This is a genomic window from Flavobacterium frigoris, assembly GCF_900111075.1.
Lineage (GTDB): Bacteria > Bacteroidota > Bacteroidia > Flavobacteriales > Flavobacteriaceae > Flavobacterium > Flavobacterium frigoris.
The window spans coordinates 15196-35436 of record NZ_FOFZ01000013.1 but is presented as its reverse complement, the minus strand read 5'-3'; the positions used below and the strand labels follow the sequence as shown (position 1 = coordinate 35436).

General features: G+C 33.6%; 22 protein-coding genes. 5 read left to right on the top strand and 17 right to left on the bottom strand.

The genetic code is table 11. The annotated features are described in order from the left end of the window. Positions 1-17 precede the first annotated feature (17 nt). From BMW63_RS14470 to BMW63_RS14460, 3 genes are all read left to right on the top strand, one after another. On the top strand, positions 18-416 hold the full coding sequence (locus BMW63_RS14470) for a DUF423 domain-containing protein (protein WP_074724186.1): 399 nt from the start codon (positions 18-20) through the stop codon (positions 414-416). 69 nt (positions 417-485) lie between these two features. Continuing rightward, positions 486-2087 (top strand): phosphoenolpyruvate carboxykinase (ATP), encoded by a 1602-nt coding sequence (gene pckA, locus BMW63_RS14465; RefSeq protein WP_074724185.1) that lies wholly within the window; start codon positions 486-488, stop codon positions 2085-2087. A gap of 154 nt (positions 2088-2241) precedes the next feature. Beyond that, positions 2242-3342 carry a DUF4407 domain-containing protein gene (locus tag BMW63_RS14460; RefSeq protein ID WP_074724184.1) on the top strand — a complete coding sequence of 367 codons (1101 nt, stop codon included), beginning with the start codon at positions 2242-2244 and terminating at the stop codon, positions 3340-3342. Between the two features lie 63 nt (positions 3343-3405). Here the strand turns inward: BMW63_RS14460 and BMW63_RS14455 are convergent, their stop codons facing one another. The 16 genes from BMW63_RS14455 to ruvC all read right to left on the bottom strand — a co-directional run bounded on the left by BMW63_RS14455 (position 3406) and on the right by ruvC (position 17296). After that, complete coding sequence (locus tag BMW63_RS14455; protein WP_074724221.1) at positions 3406-4116, bottom strand: PH domain-containing protein; 711 nt, start codon at positions 4114-4116, stop codon at positions 3406-3408. A 793-nt stretch (positions 4117-4909) separates the two neighbouring features. Then, entirely contained in the window at positions 4910-5200 is a 291-nt protein-coding gene (locus tag BMW63_RS14450) for a hypothetical protein (RefSeq protein ID WP_074724183.1), read from the bottom strand. 1129 nt (positions 5201-6329) lie between these two features. Continuing rightward, a complete protein-coding gene (locus BMW63_RS14445) occupies positions 6330-6677 on the bottom strand; it encodes a hypothetical protein (RefSeq protein WP_074724182.1) in 348 nt (115 codons plus the stop codon). 106 nt (positions 6678-6783) lie between these two features. Then, complete coding sequence (locus BMW63_RS14440) at positions 6784-7491, bottom strand: LytR/AlgR family response regulator transcription factor (protein WP_074724181.1); 708 nt, start codon at positions 7489-7491, stop codon at positions 6784-6786. 13 nt (positions 7492-7504) lie between these two features. After that, positions 7505-7822, bottom strand: coding sequence for a histidine kinase (locus BMW63_RS14435; RefSeq protein WP_074724180.1), 318 nt, complete (start codon positions 7820-7822; stop codon positions 7505-7507). Next, entirely contained in the window at positions 7809-8846 is a 1038-nt protein-coding gene (locus BMW63_RS14430; protein ID WP_074724179.1) for a sensor histidine kinase, read from the bottom strand. Before BMW63_RS14430 ends, BMW63_RS14435 begins: the two co-directional genes overlap by 14 nt. Further along, positions 8846-9979 (bottom strand): FIST signal transduction protein, encoded by a 1134-nt coding sequence (locus BMW63_RS14425; RefSeq protein WP_074724178.1) that lies wholly within the window; start codon positions 9977-9979, stop codon positions 8846-8848. The genes BMW63_RS14430 and BMW63_RS14425 overlap by 1 nt, the downstream gene beginning before the upstream one ends. 2 nt (positions 9980-9981) lie before the next feature. After that, positions 9982-12279 (bottom strand): PAS domain-containing protein, encoded by a 2298-nt coding sequence (locus BMW63_RS14420; RefSeq protein WP_074724177.1) that lies wholly within the window; start codon positions 12277-12279, stop codon positions 9982-9984. 4 nt (positions 12280-12283) lie between these two features. Continuing rightward, positions 12284-12826, bottom strand: coding sequence for a heme NO-binding domain-containing protein (locus tag BMW63_RS14415; RefSeq protein WP_074724176.1), 543 nt, complete (start codon positions 12824-12826; stop codon positions 12284-12286). A 5-nt stretch (positions 12827-12831) separates the two neighbouring features. Continuing rightward, complete coding sequence (locus BMW63_RS14410; RefSeq protein WP_074724175.1) at positions 12832-13245, bottom strand: response regulator; 414 nt, start codon at positions 13243-13245, stop codon at positions 12832-12834. Between the two features lie 119 nt (positions 13246-13364). Continuing rightward, complete coding sequence (locus BMW63_RS14405; RefSeq protein ID WP_074724174.1) at positions 13365-13730, bottom strand: MmcQ/YjbR family DNA-binding protein; 366 nt, start codon at positions 13728-13730, stop codon at positions 13365-13367. A 19-nt stretch (positions 13731-13749) separates the two neighbouring features. After that, a complete protein-coding gene (locus BMW63_RS14400) occupies positions 13750-14151 on the bottom strand; it encodes a GNAT family N-acetyltransferase (protein WP_074724173.1) in 402 nt (133 codons plus the stop codon). A 2-nt stretch (positions 14152-14153) separates the two neighbouring features. Beyond that, on the bottom strand, positions 14154-14921 hold the full coding sequence (locus BMW63_RS14395; protein WP_074724172.1) for a cyclase family protein: 768 nt from the start codon (positions 14919-14921) through the stop codon (positions 14154-14156). A 70-nt stretch (positions 14922-14991) separates the two neighbouring features. Beyond that, positions 14992-16125, bottom strand: a complete 1134-nt coding sequence (gene hemW, locus BMW63_RS14390) for a radical SAM family heme chaperone HemW (protein WP_074724171.1) — start codon at positions 16123-16125, stop codon at positions 14992-14994. A gap of 80 nt (positions 16126-16205) precedes the next feature. Beyond that, positions 16206-16577: a four helix bundle protein gene (locus BMW63_RS14385; RefSeq protein ID WP_074724170.1), complete on the bottom strand. Its 372-nt coding sequence runs from the start codon at positions 16575-16577 to the stop codon at positions 16206-16208. Positions 16578-16741: 164 nt separating this feature from the next. Then, entirely contained in the window at positions 16742-17296 is a 555-nt protein-coding gene (gene ruvC, locus BMW63_RS14380; RefSeq protein ID WP_074724169.1) for a crossover junction endodeoxyribonuclease RuvC, read from the bottom strand. 206 nt (positions 17297-17502) lie between these two features. On the opposite strand from ruvC, the gene BMW63_RS14375 reads away from it, so the two are divergent. Continuing rightward, complete coding sequence (locus BMW63_RS14375) at positions 17503-18474, top strand: lysylphosphatidylglycerol synthase transmembrane domain-containing protein (protein WP_074724168.1); 972 nt, start codon at positions 17503-17505, stop codon at positions 18472-18474. A gap of 10 nt (positions 18475-18484) precedes the next feature. After that, on the top strand, positions 18485-19597 hold the full coding sequence (locus BMW63_RS14370) for a glycosyltransferase family 2 protein (RefSeq protein ID WP_074724167.1): 1113 nt from the start codon (positions 18485-18487) through the stop codon (positions 19595-19597). 145 nt (positions 19598-19742) lie between these two features. Here the strand turns inward: BMW63_RS14370 and BMW63_RS14365 are convergent, their stop codons facing one another. Then, entirely contained in the window at positions 19743-20219 is a 477-nt protein-coding gene (locus tag BMW63_RS14365) for a hypothetical protein (protein WP_074724220.1), read from the bottom strand. Positions 20220-20241 lie beyond the last annotated feature (22 nt).

Here is a 20241-nt window from a genome sequence, read left to right as displayed (position 1 = left end):
AAGAAAAACACTGAATAATGAATAATAAATCAATTTCAACAGCAGCCCTTTTTGGCATGATTGCAATAATATTAGGTGCATTTGGAGCACATGCCCTAAAAAAAGTACTACCGCCTGAACAATTAATTACATTTGAAACAGGAGTACGCTATCAAATGTACCATGCTTTGTTTTTACTATTTATTGGAATGTTAACTGACTTAAGTGCTAAAACAAAAAACATTATTAATTATTTAGTCGTTTTTGGTGTCACTTTATTTTCTGGATCCATCTATTTATTGGCTACAAACACCTTAACTTCTTTTGATTTTAAAGTCATCGGTTTTGTAACACCTATCGGTGGACTCCTGCTAATACTAGCCTGGGGCGTATTACTGTCACACTATTTGAAGAAAAAGCCAACAAAAATTAGATAATTAAATCGTATCTAAAATATTAGCTCTACTTTTGTATTCGAATAATTTAACTACACAATACATAATTTTATGAATAATAACACACCGTTTACGCAATCGATTTCGTTGAAAGACTTGGGAATCGAAAACGCAAAGATTCATTATCAATTATCAGCCAACGAATTACATGACATGACCATCGCGTCAGGCCAAGGAATCGAAACTTCGACTGGTGCTTTAGCCGTGAATACTGGAGAATACACAGGACGCTCCCCTCTGGATCGATTTATTGTAAAAGATAGCATTACTGAGAACCAAGTTTGGTGGGGAAAAGTAAATATTCCTTTTGAGCCTACTGCTTTTGAAGCATTATACAAAAAAGTAACTTCTTACTTGTCTAATAAAGAAATATTCGTTCGAGATTCCTATGTATGTGCCGACCCTAATTACAGATTAAATGTTCGCGTAGTTACTGAAACACCTTGGACAAATTTATTTTGTTACAATATGTTTTTGAGACCAGAACAAGAAGAACTTGAGGAATTCACACCAGAATGGACCTTATTATGTGTTCCAAGTTTCATGGCAGATCCTGCAACTGACGGAACGCGTCAAAGCAATTTTGCTATATTGGATTTCACAAGAAAAGTAGTTCTTATTGGAGGTACCGGTTATACTGGTGAAGTAAAAAAAGGAATCTTTTCTGCCTTAAATTTCATCTTGCCTGTAGACAAAAATGCATTGCCTATGCATTGTAGCGCTAATGTAGGAGACAAAGAAGATACCGCTATTTTCTTTGGTTTGTCAGGAACGGGAAAAACAACTTTGTCAGCAGATCCACAAAGAAAATTGATTGGAGATGATGAACATGGTTGGACTAACGAAAATACCGTTTTCAATTTTGAAGGTGGATGTTATGCTAAAGTGATCAATCTTTCTGAAGAAAACGAACCAGATATCTTTAGAGCAATTAAAAAAGGAGCAGTTTTAGAAAATGTTATTTTTAAACAGGGGACAAATGAAGTTGACTTCGACGATGTTTCGATAACACCAAATACAAGAGTCAGTTACCCTATTTACCATATTGACAACATTCAACCAGGTTCTATTGGAAAAAATCCTAAAAACATCTTTTTCTTAACGGCAGATTCTTTCGGGATTCTACCTCCTATTTCAAGATTAACACCAGGACAAGCTGCATACCACTTTATCTCAGGATATACCGCAAAAGTAGCTGGAACTGAAGCTGGAGTAACAGAACCTCAACCTAATTTCTCTGCTTGTTTTGGAGCGCCATTTATGCCGCTTCACCCAACAAGATATGCTGAAATGTTGAGTAAAAAAATTCAAGAAGCGGATGTGAAAGTGTGGTTAATTAATACCGGATGGACCGGTGGAGCTTACGGAACAGGTAGCAGAATGAAATTAAAATACACTCGCGCCATGATTACTGCCGCTTTAAACGGCGAACTGGATGCAGTAGATTATAGAAACCATGTTGTCTTTGGAATTGCTATTCCGCAAAACTGTCCTAACGTACCTAGCGAAATATTAAATCCTAGAAACACTTGGGAAGACAAAGATTTATACGATCAAAAAGCAATCGAATTAGGACAGAAATTCAAAGCTAATTTTGCCAAATTTGAAGAGTTTGCCAATGCCGAAATTATGGCAGGCGCACCAAACGCATAAGTTAATTATAATTCAAAAAAGAAAAGAGCTGTTCTAACCGAACAGCTCTTTTTGATTTTAAAAACCTCCTAACGAAAAACACATGAGGGATTTATAACATTATTGATTTTTTGGCGTTAAATTTGCAATCATCCATCAATCAAAAAAATCAATCATGTTAAAACAATTCTTCATCCTCTGCTCAGGAGCTGACAATGAGATTCTGGAAGGCTGTTCCCAAGGAGAACAAACCAAATACGCAGGTATTGGCGCCACCGTTTTCTTTACTGCAGTCATGGCCTTTATCGCCAGTGCTTATGCCCTATTTACTGTTTTCGATAGTGTTTACCCCGCCCTACTTTTTGGATTAGTATGGAGTTTACTCATCTTCAATCTGGATCGATTCATTGTTTCTACTATTCGAAAAAGAGACAAATTTGGAAGTGAGTTTCTACAGGCCACTCCCCGAATTATTTTAGCCATTATTATTGCCATCGTAATATCGAAGCCATTAGAAATTAAAATTTTTGAGAAAGAAATCAACACCGTTCTATTGAAAGAGAAAAACGCTATGGCACTCGAAAACAAAAAAGAAGTAGCTAATTACTTCAAATCGGATTTAGATAAAAATAAAGCCGAAATTGCAAGCTTAAAATCGGATATTTCGAAAAAAGAAAAAGAGGTCAATACCTTGTACGAAACTTATATCACCGAAGCAGAAGGAACAAAAGGCACCTTAAAACTTGGCAAAGGCCCCGTTTTTAAAGAGAAAATAGCCAAACACAATCTTGCTTCTGCACAACTGGATACCATTCGAAAAAACAACTTGGAAAAAATTGCCGAAAAAGAAAAAACGGCAGCAGTACTTCAAGCCGATTTAGATAAAAAAGTAACCGAAACACAACCGATAATTGATGGATTTGACGGTTTGATGGCGCGTATAAATGCCTTAAACAAATTGCCGTCGCTTCCCTCATTCTTTATCATGCTATTATTTTTAGCAATTGAAACGTCTCCTATTATCGCTAAATTGCTGTCTCCAAAAGGAGAGTACGATTTTAAACTCGAAGATCTAGAGACAGCCTTAAAAGCTACTTTAGAACAAGACAAATACCAGCGCAATTTATTAGTCAAAACAAGCGCCATGATGCATGATAAGGTCTATGAAGACATTGCGCAAGACAAAAGTCTCTATGACTTACAACGAAAAAAAGCAACAGAGTTACTGGAATTACAAGCTACTAATTTTGTAGAAAAGCAAAAGAGCACTTTATAATACTAAAAAAGGTCAAATGATAAGAACTACCATTTGACCTTTTTACTTTGTATACACACTTTATTACATAAAGCTTAAAATCTCTTTTTTATAATTATCATATTCACCCTGCAGAATAAGTCCGTTATCCAGTAGCTTCTTATAATTCTGTAATTTTTCAAACAACTCATCTTGAGATAATCCAGCTAATCCATTTTCTTTGGGTGTTTCAGAAGGAGTTGCAAAATCGGCGTTCCTAATAGGCAAAGGCGGCGGAGTGACAGGCATTAACTCACTAAAACTGGTCACTTCTTCCGTTTCCATTTCTTCAATAATCTCAAATTCATCAGTATCCTCAACTGAAATTTCATCAATCGCCATTGCATTTGACACCGCACCGTTTTTCAGAATATCCAACTGTTCCTTAGCATAAGTAAAGATTTTTCTAGCTTGAATTTTTGGTATATAATCGATGGAAACAGCCATATCCGTCTTCGTCGAAAACGAAAATTCAGAACCTAATATGTTTTCTTTTACAAAAGTTCCTTCGATTTGATCCCAGGTATAGTCTGTAAAATCCATAGAAAGCCCGAAGTTTTTAGGCTGACAAATAATAATTCGCTTATTTGTCAAAACGATACTATCCGGAAAAACGGTAAGCGCCGGTTTTTTCTGAACCGCTATATACCCAATTTCTTCATTTCTCATCAATAGATCATTCAGCTTTGAAGTAATCTTTTCAATTGCTTTAGGATCTTGTTCCTCGTTTAAAAATTTCTTGATCTGTTCTTTCATGTTGTACTGAACTTTATTATACGGAGCTTTATGCAGCAACTTTGTTTTTTCTGATACAAAAGTAATACCAAATTACGATATATAGACAAGCCTATTTTATTTATTTTTTTTACAAAAAAAAGATTAAGCTTTTAAAACATACTCTATTATGAAATTTATGAACATCAAAAAACAAGCGTTAAAACATCTGGTATTTTCTTATCTCCCAATTTCATGAATTATAGATTAATCGCTACTGCATCTGGCTTTTCTTCTCGAATGAGTGAATTAAAAGACAAAATATGGTCAAACTATTAAAAGACCAACATTCATTAATCTTTATCTTATGATTATTTTCATAATCAAGTTCCTTTGCTTCTGGAATTTTTATCTGAGAAAAAAATCTGAAACTTCATTTTTTTTCATAAAGTCTTTCACTAAATGATATCACTATAGTCTCTAATGATTAGAGACGCTATTCATAGAAAGCAAATAGGGGGAAAAGGTGGTTGTAGAACGAGTATCTATCTCAGCAATTCTAAATGCTCATTCCCTTTAAAAGTTATTGTTTTGGAAAGGAAGAACACCCAAAACACAATCCCTAGAGCTACGATAATTGAACTAGCTACATCAGGAAATAGAGACAATGCAACCCGTTAGTTAAGAACACTTTGCACCTAATACGAACCTTAATTCACACTCGTCATAAAATGGTAAATAATTAGAGCGATTCAGTCCCTATGTTTCTCAATTATTTAACCAATTAGATTTGACGCAATCTTTATGTCTTTGATTTCTTTAATAAAAAAACCCATTAAAGTAGCAGGTCACTATGGTGTAAGGCATCAAATTGATCTACAACATTTTTATTCTTTCTTCCAATAATATAAAACATTTTATGCTTTTTTTCTGCTTTTACTTGAAGTGCGACCACACTTTTGGCAGCATACTGGTCAATGGCAATCAGTTTTTCTAATGAAACTACGATACCACTTGAGTCTGCCATCAAAGTATTCAAATGATTCTCTAAATAGACACTGTTTTGAGAATTCAACAAACCCTTAATTTCATAAATACCTGTATTATAAGTTATTTGAATCGCCATACTATTTCTATTTAGTTGTTAATACTGATGCAAATATCCTCAGTTTTGATTTGATTGTCTTTAATTCTTCGACGAACTGCATGTTAGTGTAGATGAAACATCAATCCTTTAACCTCAACTTGTATCTCTATATAAATCAATAACTTGAACAACATTAAATTAATTAACAAGGTTGTTCTTTTTTAAAATATCTAAGAAGACTATCCTAAAAGTAAAACAGCATGTCTGTAGTGCAAAGCTGCCAATGGCCTTAACATTCGAACTAAAAAAATATTAGACACCAATATTGAATTAAAAAAAAAGACTACCCTAGTAAACTTGAAAAAGAACTTAATTATGTAGGTAGAGAAAGACATAAATCACAAAATATGTTTGATAAAGCATTGGAATTTCTAAAAATCCAAATTAGGCCATAAACTATAAAAAAACAAAGAAAGAACAAATGCCTACAGTTGAAGAAAAGATTCATTATGTGTTTTATAAACTTAAAGCCACTGCCCTAGCAACTCTTACATCAATTTGAATTCCCACATCTACTTAATCGCGTTATAACACGAGTTACAATACAGGAAAACGGAAGACACAACCCCTAAGACCGCCGCAAAACCTATAATTTCTCAGCAAGAGCGAAATATAAATTCCATCCAAAAATTAATTAGACCTTAAATGCTGGAATACCATTGGCAAATTCAGATACAAATAAGCATTAACACAGAGGTTCTTCCTACTAAAACGTTGAAATTACAGGATTTAAAAATAAGGTATAAAAGAAATTTAAATACAACGAACGCTTTTCAAATTACAACTCTATATTCATAACAAAAAAAAACTGCTCGTGGTAGCAGTTTTTTGTATTAACTAAACTTAAGGTATCAGAAAATTTGTTTTAGAAAAATTTGTTTTACTATCTCTAAATTCACAACAGCTAAACCGCCATAAAATTCAAAGACTAATCGTATTCTTTTTTTATTTAGAAACAGAGTTGTTTTATTTTGTTTCGCAGTCCAAATATACTTGCAAGTGTATAGGTAATCAGAAATTTTCGGTGAGATTCAATTTCCCTACGACCAATGGTTATATTAGAGCGATAAAAACAGTTAATTTATATGTTTAGGTTTTTTTATGATTTCTACTTGGCTAATTGTAATTCATTATCATCCAGTCCAATAAGTTTACGAACTTCAATCGAGTTTGGCAAGCTGAGCTCATCATTTAAATGAACTAAAAATGGCTCTAACAATGAATGACTTATAACAAAAGTTGTTTTACTATTTTGACAGGCTATATCCGCATCAAATTTACTCAATGGCCCTGCCCATTTTAGATTATAACAGTAGCCAAATGCTTTATTTCTTACAAAAGTAACATTCTTATCATTTATCATAGTCCATCGCGCAGACACTAAATAACAACCTGTAATTTCATCTGCGATAGAATCTATATTTGTAGAATCTGTAATTGGTAATTTTAGCTCCATCTTATCGTTTTTAAACACATTACTAAAGTAGTAATAATTTAGACGAAATACATTTTTAATCGACGAAATACAATCTTTATTAACTATTATAAGATTTTACTTATAATTACAGCAAATTCAATCTCTTCATTAACTCCGGTCTATTTGCCCGGCTTACGGGAATTACATCTTTAGCAATTAAGACGCTGTTATCTTCGATATCAATAATTTTTTTAGTATTGATAATAAAAGAACGATGCACTTTTAAAAATAAATCTTTAGGTAATTTATCCTCGATCTTCTTGAGGGTAGAATGAACAATATAATTTTTACCGTCTGTTTTGATATGAATATAATCTCCCTTTGCTTCCACAATATTTACTGAGGCCATTTCAATTTTTATTAACCTTCGATCAATATTGATGTAAAATTCATTCACATTGTCCTCTCCTTTTGGGTTAACTTCTTTTGAAGAAGCGTTTGTTTTCATAAAAATTGCTTTTTGAACTGCTTTAATAAAACGATCTTTGGTAATGGGTTTTACTAAATAATCCACAATACATTCATATTCAAATGCTTCAATAGCAAAATTTCTATCGGAAGTTACTAAAATGATATGAGGTGGGTTTTTTATCGTTTGAATAAAATCAAAACCGGTAAAATTAGGCATATGAATATCCAAAAAAATCAAATCAACCTCGTTTTGATTTAAAAATTTAATTGCTTCAATAGCATTAGAAAAATCAGCTACAACTTCAATATCTGTATAGTTGGCTATGAATTGAATCATTATGGCTCTTGCCATCTCCTCATCGTCTATAATAATGCAATTCATTTAAAGCTGTTTTTTACAATTGTATAACAAACTCTTGCATAGCCTTTAGAATTGCTTCAAAATCATTTTTTAAGGCTACTGAGTTACCATTTAAATTATCTTCATAATCTGAAGCAATATAATAACTTTTTTCGAGACCTAAGATAGAAACTTTATGCTTTAATTTATGAACTGCTTTTGCAGCTTGCGTATAATTAGCCTTTTCTATTTCTTCCTGATAAACTTGCACTTCCACTGGAAGCTCTCTTTTTAGAATATCAATGATTTTAATTTTGAATTCTTCATTGTCTCCTGATAATTCATTAATGTAATTTAAATTAGGTGTTTCCATTGTCTTTTGGTATTGTGAAATAAAAAGTGCTTCCAATGCTTTCTTGACTTTCAAGCCAAATTTTTCCTCTATAAAATTCTATTATTTTTTTTACTATCGCAAGGCCTATGCCTGATGATTTCCCATCATTGTGTAACTTAGAAAAAACATCAAAAATTTTATTCTGATACACCTTCGGAATCCCTATTCCATTGTCCTTGACGTCAAAAATAATTTCGTTTTCATTTTCTAAGCACCCTATTTCGACAATTACCTTTTCTTTGTCATTGTATTTAATCGCATTTTGAATTAAATTTTGGAACAGTTGTTTGAATCTAAAATCATTTCCAACAATTTTAGGCAACTTATTTTTCACAGTAACTGCAACATGATCAGGAACTTCAATAATATTTAAAACATCTTGAATCAAGACATTCAAATCAATTAGCCTCTCGTCACCTGGCTGGCTTTCAACTGACGAATAATTCAAAATTCCTTTAATTAATAAATCCATCTTCTCAACATTAGAAAGGATTAGATTTAAAGATTTCAGGTTGTTCTCATTCATCATTTCCAGATTATCCTCAATAAACCAGTTGATAAGCGTATCAATACTCCTTAATGGTGCTTTAAGGTCATGCGAAACCATGTGCGCATATTCATTCAATGCAATATTTTGTTTCTCTAAATTGACTAAGAGCTCTTCCCGCTGCTTATTAATTTTAATAATTTCAATGGATTGTTGTTTGATATATTCTGAGGAATCAAAATTCTCGTTTTTTGAAGTTAATTCTGGATCTAAACTCATAGATTCCAATATAGATTGTAAGTTTTTATTAACATCTTTCAAACTCTCTGCTTCGTCTCGTAATCTTTGGTTAGCTTCAAATAATTCATCTGAGCTTAATTTCATTGCACGTTGAAGCATCTCAATTTGACTTTCATAGTTTCCATAAGACTCATTTACAGCGTCCAAAAAAATATCTAAATCATTCAAACCGCCTTTGAGTTTTTTATCGATCTGCCTTTTTAATAATGAATGCATTATTCGCTAATTAGGGTTAATGTCATAGTTTGATTGTGTAATTCACAAGAAGTACTTCCGTTAAAAGGCGCCATTTCCCCATAGGAATATAAGCCCGCCATAGGCACGCGCTCTCCAATAACTTCCCGCACCTGCTCTACTTCTTCTTCTACTCTTTGACTCATCACTAATTTACGACCAATACAGCTCACTAAGAGAGCCAATTCAGGTTTGCTGCTTCTATTTGCCATGGCAAATTTTGCAGCAGTATGAGCTCCTTGCGCAATTCCGTCAACAGAGGCCATCATTAATTGTACTCTAGAATTCACAGGAACATCTCCCGCCAAAATCATCGATTGATCATCATTATTAATATTCAAAATAGTACGTACTACTGGTTCCGTCTTACCATCGGGAGTCACGCTTAATGGGTACAACAGTGAAGCCTGAGGCAATTCATTCGATTTTTCACCTAAATATTTCTTATACAAATCCAGAGCGGGTTGACCGTCAATTTCATATAAAATATTACCTTCTGATTTCGTTATTACCCGTTCTGGTCCAAAAGGAATCCAGCCACCAAAACTGGCATACGAGATTTCTAAACTATCTCCATAAAAACCTATCAAAATCACTTCCCCTTCTTTAGGATCTTCTTTATAAGAAGCAAGCGTTTTTTCAAAACGAGCATCATCACCACACATTCCTCCTGTAATTGATATTTTAGAATCAATATTAGTTTCTAAACCGTTGATCAAAGAACTTCCATTAACAAAACTCCCCTCTGACAGAACAAACAAGTGTTTTAAATTGTCTTTAGGTATTTTATTATACAGTGCTTCGCCTAAATCCCTAGCATTTTTACCATAGTGCACTATATTTTCACGCTCTACGATAAAACTTGATTTTTCGAATTCAATGGCAGTAACAGAAATAGATTCATCATAAACATTACAACAAATTATCTCACCAGCAGTAGATCCAAATACAAGATCTTGATAAGGAAACTCTTTCCTAATAGCTGCAATTACCTCCTGGTTTTCTAATAAATATCTATTCCCAAAAATCAAAACTAAAGGATTCTTAAGGATTGCTTTTTCTTGAAAATACTGCCAATCTTTATTGGCTTCTTTATAAGCTTGAATAATTTTCATAGTTATTTTTTTAGTTTCACAAAGAAGGTAGTCCCTTTTCCTTCTTCACTGTCTAGCCAAATTTCTCCCTTATAGAAGAGAACTATTTTTTTCACAATAGACAATCCTAACCCCGTTGAGTGTTTGCTAGTAGTATATGCTTTAAAAGTTTCGAAAATTTTAGAATGAATTTCTTTTGCCATTCCTACTCCATTATCTGCTACGGAAAATACATAGTGAGAGCTGAATTCCTCACAGGCTATTTCAACCAATCCACTTTCTTTATCGATATAATTCACTGCGTTTCCAATTAAATTTTGAAACAACTGTTGAATTCTAAATCGATCTGCTTTTATAATGGGTAGTGGGTTGTTAATTGTGACTTTTATATGTTCTGGAACATGAATCATATCAATAATACCTTTTACAATATCATTGGTATTCACATTCTCCCCCTTAGACACTTCTTTATCAATTTTTGAATAGGTTAAAATCCCTTCAATCAAATGATCCATTTTTTCAACCTTGTGTTCAATTAATGAAAAATATTTCATTGTTTGTTCATCAAAATCTTTTTCATTCTCTTCCTTAATCCATGAAATTAACGAATTGATACTTCGCAAAGGCGATTTTAAATCATGCGAAACAATTTGCGCGTAATCTTCTAATTCTTTGTTAGTTTTTGCTAAATCGCTTATTAAATTTTCTTTTTGCTCCTCAAGTACTTTCCAAGCTGTTATATCCTCTTCAATAGCGAAAAATTTAATGATAACTCCGTTTTTATCATACAAGGCTTGCCCTTGAATTCGTACCCAATATTTTTCTTTGTTTTTAGAGTAATTGACAAGCTCACAATTAAACGGCAAGCCTTTCGCAATTTGTTCGCTCATGTAAGTCACTGTTTCATTATTAGAGTCGGCTCCTTGAAGTAATTTTCCTGGTTTTTTACCTAAAATTTCGTTTTCTGTATAGCCCGACATTTTCAGAAAACTGGTGTTAGCCCATTCAATATTGCCACTAGGATCGCAAATAATTACTGCATTTATATTTTTTTCAGCTATTAAAGAAAGAAGATAGAGTTGTTGCTCTTGCTCTTTTTGATCCGTAATATCTAGATGAATTCCTATTGAGCCTATTAAATTACCCTGAACATCATAATTAGGCGCTCCACTGATGAGCCAAGTTTTATCTTCATTATTTTTATCCTTGACATTCATCTCATATGAGTCAGAGATGCCTTCAGATCGCAACCGATCTTTTGATTGAAGTATTTTTTTACTCTCTTGGGTCAAAAACAATCCACTTGCTTTATGCCCTACCATTTCCTCAATAGCATAACCACTCATGTCTAGAAAACTTTGATTTGCCATGAGAATCTTATCGTTGAGATCTACCTCTAATAAACCCAAATTCATATTAGCAATAATGCCTCTGTATTTTTCTTTTTCAATCTCTAGGCTTTCATCATATCTCTTTTTAAGTGAAATATCTTCCAGCATTGCAAAATATTGCATAGCATTTCCTTGGGAATCAGTGATAGGCTGTGCTTTTACTCGTGACCAAAAAGGGGTACTATTTTTTCGAGCATGTAGTAACTCGACTTCAAAGGACTTACCTGCATAAAACGAATCAATCATCTTTTTTATTTCCTCTTTATCTGTATCCATAGTTCTCCCTAATTCAATGGGGGTTCTTCCTATGATTTCTGATTTAGAGTAGCCCGTTAATGCTAAAAAAGCATCATTGCACCAAAAAATACTTCCGTCTAATTTAGTAAAAACAACACCGTTTTTATTAGCACTAGCTACATAAGAAAGTCTATTGAGTTCCTCCTTATCTTTTTTAAGCTGATTTTTCTGAGTATTGATTGTGAGTAACAACTCCTTCAACTCCTTTGAAGTATTCTCTGCATTATTTAGAACATGGAGCAAATCTAACAATGCGTCGTTATGAGCAAAATCTTCGAAGGTCAATTTCCTATCAATTACTTCACTCATAGAAGTGAACCAGGGCGAGCCAACAAATAACAAGCTGTCTCCCGTTTGTTCAAACTGACCTCTTAGCAAGAGCTCCGTTTTGGAATACTTTAATAAAATATGTTGGTCGCTATTTTTAATAATTTCTTCCAAAGAAATAGTTTTTATATGAGGCCTCACTATTTCAAAAAAATCTGTAAATAAATTTTCTTTTTCAAGGTCTGGACATACTTTAGCAAGGCTTTTTCCAAAATTTAATATCCGAAAATCGGGACTTAACTGGAAATAAAAGGGAAATAATCTATTAAAGCTTTCTTCATTAAAATATAGTCCTAATCCACTCATCTGTCTACCAATTTACTTTGAATATTTCGTGTGAACTTCCCTCATTTCTAGATTGAATTAACTCAAGGACAACAGGGGTTTTGTAAACAATTCCTAATCCTTGAATAATACCCCTAACAAAATCTTGAAGACCCTCCCTTTTTGAAAAATAATGCAAATTCAACCCTTTTGCAGAAATATCACTTACTTTAAATTCTGGCGGAGTGAGTTTAGGGTAAATCAACATTACTCGGTTATGGAAGTTAGGTAAATTTATTAAAAAATCTCGTAAATTATTCCCTCCAGATTCCATTAATCCGGGATATTTTTCTTTTGTAGTTTTGACCACCCACCATTCACCAAAGGCAATCAAAACTTCACTTAATGTCATATTCATTTCCTCAGAAACGGCAGTAGCTATTTTGTAGGTAACCTCATCATCATAGATTTCATTGCTTAAAAAAAAATCAATGTCTACACCACTTCTTTCGCGAACAGCTTCCCATTTATCTCTTCCAAAGTTAGCAATAACTAAGTCTTCTATTGATTTATTTACTATTCCGTACATATATTCTAGTTGGTAATTAATTCATTTGAACTCCAATACTCAATTAGTTTCGTGATTCTATCGACATAATCAGAGTATTTCAAAGGTTTGATAACATAACCCGCAATCCCTATTCTATAACATTCTAAAATATCTTTACGATTACTTGAAGTAGTTAAAATAATAGCTGGAATATACTTCAAATAATCATCTGCTTTTAAGATTCTCAAAAATTCAATTCCATTAATCTTTGGCATATTTAAATCTAAAACGATAATATCTGGAACAACCTCTTTCACTTTTAATATTTCAATAGCTTCCTCTCCATTATTGGCTTCAAAAATTTTATGACTTAATTTTAAGGCACTCAAAACCCTATTAAACTTCATCACTTCAATTTCGTCGTCTTCAATTAACAATATATTTAGCGCCTTGCTCATGTTTTTTTGGGATATAATTTTTACAAATAAATATATTCCGAATATAATAAAAACAATTCCTTATTCGGTAATTAATCTATTGCTATAGTTGAGTCGACGATAAGTGTCGACGAATGGCGTTAAGAGTTCTCTATCTCCTGTTGTATTTTCTTTTTTAAACTTTTAAAAATTAATTTATACGAGTGATCGATCAATTCTTTAATAAGTGAATCTGGGACGTCCTTATTTATAGAAACGGTATTCCAATGTATTTTACTCATATGAAACCCTGGCTTAATGTCATCACATTGTGCCCGAAGTTCTTGCGCACGATCAGGATCACATTTTAAATTAATAGCGGGCGCTCCTAATTCCCATTTTGTCAAAGAAGTCAAAGCAAACATTTTACCTCCTACTTTAAACACCAGCGTATCTTCATCAAAAGGAAAGTGTTCAGTCACTCCTTTTTTAGAAAGACAATATTCGTAATAGGTTTCTAGGTTCATGTATAATTCCGTTAAAAAATTATTTATTGGTTTTTTCCATCATTCTCTCTGGTTTTGCCAAAACAGTGAACCCAAATTTTTTGTACAAAAAATGTGCGTCAGCAGTTGCCAATCTCCATATTTGAACTTCTTTTAATTGCGGCTCCTTCATCATTGCATCAACTAAAATGGAGGAATATCCTTTTCCGCGATGTTCTTCAGTAATGAATACATCCATCACATAAGCAAAAACTACATAATCTGTAATTACTCTTGCAAAGCCAATTTGTTGCTCATCAAGATATATTCCAAAACAAAATGAATGGTCAATTGTAGTCTGTACCTCCTCGATTGTTCGTCCAGCTGCCCAATAAATATCTTTTAGAAAATGCTGAATAAAAGAAATGTCTAATTTACTTTTATCGGTAGAAACAGTTATCATATCTAAATTTCAGTATTCACAATAGCATATAAAACAGGTTTGCTCGGGCTCGCATCATTTTCAAAAGAAGCAATTTGTAAATTTAGTAAATAAGTCCCGTCTGGAATATCCTCTGAAACGTAAATCATCTCAGTTATAGTAGCGTCTAATCGGGCATCTGAATTTAAATTATTCACGTGAGTCACATTCCAAAATGCTTTATGTGCCAAGAGTTTCCCCTCGTCCTTTTCTTTATCTACACTAGGCAAATCGATTAGTAAGTGTTGGATTCCGCTTTCGCGAAGAAACAAAGCAGCATCTTCATCCAAAAACGGCGGATTTGTATGTGAATATTTTCGGGATAATTTATCCTCGGCGTTTGGTAAGGTTCGAATAACTATTGCTTCCGGCGTTTTCCCTTCTAAAGCACTAACAAGAGCCTCTTTGGTAACAACAAAATCCCTATCCTGATCTTCCAGTTCTATCGAAACTAGTTCAGCAATGAAAAAAAATTGTTTCAACAATTGATTGATGCTGTAAAATTCACGTGTAATATGACCCAGACATTCCGTATGGGTCCCATGTCCGTGCGGATTAAAAAGAATGTTGTTAAAATTAGTCGAAGACATCCCTTCGGATACTTTTCCGACCCATTCTCCAAAACGAACGGGGTCAATTACTGGCTTTTCAATATACCAAGCAATAGGGTTCGCATCTGTATTAGATAACGGAATCGAAATATCAATGGGTTTTGATAAGTCTACTTGAAAATTATTTATTGTTGCTATCATAGTTTCCTTAACCGCAAAGTCCACAAAGCTTTGTGAGCATGCCGCTTCCTTTGTGTGCTTAGTATTTATATTATTCCAAATTTACCAAAAATAGATCAGACGCTATACCATCTGTCAGAAACTTTCCTTTTTTTGTTGGTTTCAAAATGTTATTCTCAATAAAAACTAACTCATCATTCAGGAATTTCTGAGCTTGTTTCATCAAATAATCCAAATACATTTGTCCAAATTCCGCTTGAATTCTATCCAGTGAAACCCCCCAAATGGTTCGCAAACCGGTCATAATATATTCGTTATAACGATCCGCTTCTGATAAGATTTCAATTTCGTTTGGTAATTTACCAACCTGAATTGCTTTTAAATACAAAGGATTATTCGCAATATTCCAACTGCGGGATACACCATCATAACTGTGTGCCGAAGGGCCAATGCCCATGTATTTTTTCCCTAACCAATAAGCAGAATTGTTTTTTGAAAAGTAATTCTCTTTTCCAAAATTTGATAATTCGTAATGAATAAAACCATTCATCTCTAGTGTTTCTACTAAAATCGCAAAATGTTCCTGAGCCACTTCGTCTTTGGGTGCTTCCATTTTTCCGGTTTGAATCATTTTATTCATAGCCGTTTTAGGCTCTACCGTCAAAGCGTAACTAGAAATATGCGGAATCCCAAAAGACAACGCCTTTTTAATGTTTTGCTTCCATTTCTCATTGCTCATTCCCGGAACTCCATAGATCAAATCAAGCGAAATATTATCGAAATACTTCGTGGCTTCTTCTAAACAGTTTTGGGCTTCCGCCGAATCATGCGCCCGATTCATCATCTTCAAATCATCTTCAAAGAAAGACTGGATTCCGATGCTCAAACGATTAATTTTACTTTTCGAAAGTTCCAAAATCCGTTCACTGGACAAATCATCCGGATTGGCTTCAAGTGTGATTTCTGGGTTATCCGCAACCTCATAATTTTCATAAACTGCATCAATCAGAAAATTAATTTCGTCTGAAGTCAATACCGAAGGTGTTCCTCCACCAAAATAAATAGTCCTTATTGTATCGTTTTTAAATTCACTTTTGCGCATTTGAATTTCCTTGGCCAAAGCCAAAACCATTTCTTCTTTCTTATTCATCGAAGTCGAAAAATGAAAGTCACAGTAATGACAAGCTTGCTTGCAAAAAGGAATATGTATGTAGATTCCGCTCATAAATAGTATTCAGTTTTTAGTGTTCAGTCTGAGAGAAGTGTTCAGTGAGCAGAATTTTAGTATTCAGCTATATCTACTAACTACTCTTTTTTTACTCCAAACTTCTCGGGATTTAAAATCATATAATTAACTAGCTTTCCAACCTCAATACTTTCAGAAATAAGTTCCTGATAAATGTCAACTGAAATATATTTACAAGACAAAGCAAATTCTAACCAAACTTGTGTTTCTGAGTTTTCTCCGTCAGAATCAGTTAATTTACTATAAAAATGTTTTGGGTAAATTCTTTTTCTATATGCTTCGGCCATTGTAACGGGAACACTTCTAGATGATCGCCGAATTTGATCCGTTAACGAATAGGTTTCCTCTTTTGGAAAAGCTTTTGTAATTTCAAAAATCTTCATTGCTAATGCAAATGATTTTTTATAAGCTAATAAATCTTGAAATCTCATATTTACATTTTATAAACTGAATACTATTTTTTAATTACTTACGCTGATTACTAAAAAACTGATCACTGAATATTATTTTAAAACTGTAACTCAGAACTCAGAACTGTTAACTAAATCCTGTCTTTTTTATAGTTCCTACTGACCACTAAAAATCTGAATACCCATCACTTCTTCACTCTCTCTTCATTTTGTTTCACAAAAGCATCCCAACCAGTATAGCTTTTCGTTCCAACCACTTTTCCAGAATTGAAAAAATGACAAACAGCAGCTGCCAATCCATCAGTACTATCTAGGTTTTTAGGTAATTCCTTTAAACCTAACAATTGTTGTAGCATCTTGGCGACTTGTTCCTTGCTTGCATTTCCGTTTCCGGTAATAGCCATTTTTATTTTCTTCGGTTCGTACTCGGTAATGGGAATATCTCTCGAAAGTCCCGCTGCCATAGCAACACCTTGCGCGCGACCCAACTTCAACATCGATTGTACATTTTTACCAAAGAAAGGAGCTTCAATCGCAATCTCATCTGGATGATGCGTATCTATTAATTCAATGGTGCGTTCAAAAATACGTTTCAGTTTCATATAATGGTCGTCCATTTTATTCAACTGCAATTCGTTTAACTGAATAAATTCCATTTTTTTATTGATAACTCGTATCAAACCAAAACCCATTATAGTGGTTCCTGGGTCAATTCCTAATATGATGCGTTCGTTTGCCATTTTTTTAGTTCGTTTTTTTTTGCCGCGAAGGCGCAAAGACACAAAGTTTTTTTCCTTACGCAGAGCCTAGCAAAGAAGTCTCAGAGAATCGCAAAATTACTTTAATAACTTAGCGAATCTTTGCGGAAGATTTTTCGCGTTACACAAAGTATTTGCAAACCATTACGAAATAGCATTTTCACAATAGTTTTCTTTTCTTTGCCTCAATGATTTCGATTCCTCACAAAACTAAGCAATTCCTCGTAGTTCTAATCAAACTTTTGATTGTAGGCGGTGCCTTTTATTTTATTTACAACCAGCTGGCAAATAACGACAAACTCGATTGGGCTCAGTTTCTCGTTTTATTTAAGAAAAATCAGTCGGTTGCCGGAATTGGTTTCATTTTATTATTGAGTGTAATCAATAGGTATTTAGAAATTTTAAAATGGCAAAACTTAGTCTCTTATCTCAAACCCATTTCTGTAAGCGAAGCGACTAAACAAGTTCTATCAGCACTAACAGGAGGGGTTTTTACCCCAAATGCCGTAGGCGACTATGCCGGAAAAGCCATGTTCTTTGATAAGTCAGAAACTAAAACAGTGGTATTTCTAAACTTGATTTGCAACGGAATCCAAATGGTGTTAACCGTAATCATCGGACTATTTGGTTTATTGTATTTTAATGCACAATATCATGTGATTACAACAAAAACAGCCGCAATCCTTTTTGGCATTTTAATCCTTACTTTTATTATATTATTCTCCATAAAAAAAATTACAATAAAAGGTTATTCGATTGAAAAACTAATTCATAAAATCAATGAGATTCCAAAACGGATTCACCAAAAAAATATCTTTTTAGGCATTTTTCGCTATCTCGTTTTTTCGCATCAGTACTACTTTTTGTTTCTCGCTTTTGATGTCGATTTACCCTATTTAACATTGATTTCTGCAGTAACTTGCGTTTATTTTTTAGCTTCTTCATTGCCTACATTTCAGTTTCTAGACTTTGCTGTTAAAGGGAGCGTAGCTATTTATTTGTTTGGAATTCTAGGGGTCAACGAGTGGATTGTCGTTTTTATTTCGACCTTAATGTGGTTTCTAAATGTCGTTCTGCCAGTTATTATAGGAAGTTATTATGTGCTGAATTTTAAAGTCCTCACCCCAGCCCTCTACAAAAAAGAGGGAGACGAAACCTAAAAGTGTGTTTATGCTATATGTTTTCATAATTATTATAATTATTTACTGCATTACTATTGTGTGGCTTAGTTATGGTTTTACAAAAATTAATTCCTTTGAAATTATTGGCTTAAAGCCAATCCCAATAGTCATCGGTACAAAATTCACTATCGTAGTTCCTTTTAGAAATGAAGCGACTAACCTACCGCTACTTTTAGACAGTTTTTCTAAGTTGAATTACCCAAATCAATTATTTGAAGTTATCTTAGTCGATGACGAGTCAGAAGAACAGTTTTCAGTTTCTAGCTTTCAGTTTTCAGTTCGAATAATAGACAACATTAGAGCTTCTAATTCTCCAAAGAAAGATGCAATCACCACCGCCATGCAAATCGTAAAGAGCGATTGGATCATCACCACCGATGCAGATTGTGTAGTCCCCGAAAACTGGCTTGCAACATTGGACAACTACATTCAAAACCATAATGTAAGTATGCTTGCTGGAGCAGTAACGTATGACTGCAAAAATACGTTCTTGAATCATTTCCAACAATTAGATTTAGCGAGTCTGCAAGGAGCTACCATAGGTAGTTTTGGAATTGGAAAAGGTTTTATGTGCAACGGTGCCAACTTAGCTTATACGAAATCGCTGTTTAAAGAGCTGAATGGTTTTAGCGGCAATGATACCATCGCAAGCGGAGATGATGTTTTCCTGCTGCAAAAAGCGATGGCGCGGTTTCCTGACAATGTGCATTATGTGAAATCAAAAAGCAACATCATCACAACAAAACCTTTAGATGACTGGAAATCTTTATTTTACCAACGAGCACGCTGGGCGTCAAAGACAACTTCTTATCAAAGTACTTTCGGGAAAGCATTAGGATTGATTGTTTTTGCTGGAAATTTGTGTTGGGTTTTAGGATTCCTATTTTGGTTTTTTGGCCTGATTTCGTTGTTGGATTTTGCTCTTTTGGTAGTAATAAAATTTCTAGTTGATTTTATTTTACTTTCACAGTCAAATCACTTTTTAACTCCTATGAGAATGCGTTTTGTGATTTTGAGCAGTATTTTATATCCCTTTTTTAGCGTTAGTGTGGCCTTGTATTCTTTGTTTGGAAAATATGAGTGGAAAGGAAGATCATTTTAGCTTTTAAATGGTTGTCTGAACAAAATATACTATTTACGCTAAAGCCACAGCCCTAATGGAAATGACATCCTTGCGTACCAGAGTTGTACATAAGATAAAAAGGAACGTAGGAATAGCTCCTTAGTACAAATTATTTTATTTTAAATTATTCTACTTTAAGAATCACAGGAAGTATAAACTGTGTTTTTACTGGAATTCCGCGCTTGATGGCAGGGTTGACTTTTGGAAAATCAATCAATCTGGCATGTAGAATACTATCGATTTTAATGGTATCGTAAGCAACTGAATCTTTGGGAAATTGCGGCTCAAATTGCATTTTTGCATTAGGAAAAATGGTCACTTTAACCTCGATGGTGTCCAATTCAGGATACAGAATCGAAAGCGTATCACTACTCAATTTTTGCTGAATTAATTCGGTTAAATACTCAAAAAAACATCGTTGCCGTTTTGTTTTATTGTCTAATTTATCACAATCGACAAACGAAGGGTACTCATCCACTTCTTTCCAATTGATTGATTTCAACTCTTTTTGCAATAATTCCTTTTCCGAAGGCACTTGCTTTTCGAAGTACTGGCAGGAATTAAAAAGTAAGAATACTAAAAAAAAGTAATAGTGCTTCAATGTTTTGTTTTTGAATTGGAAT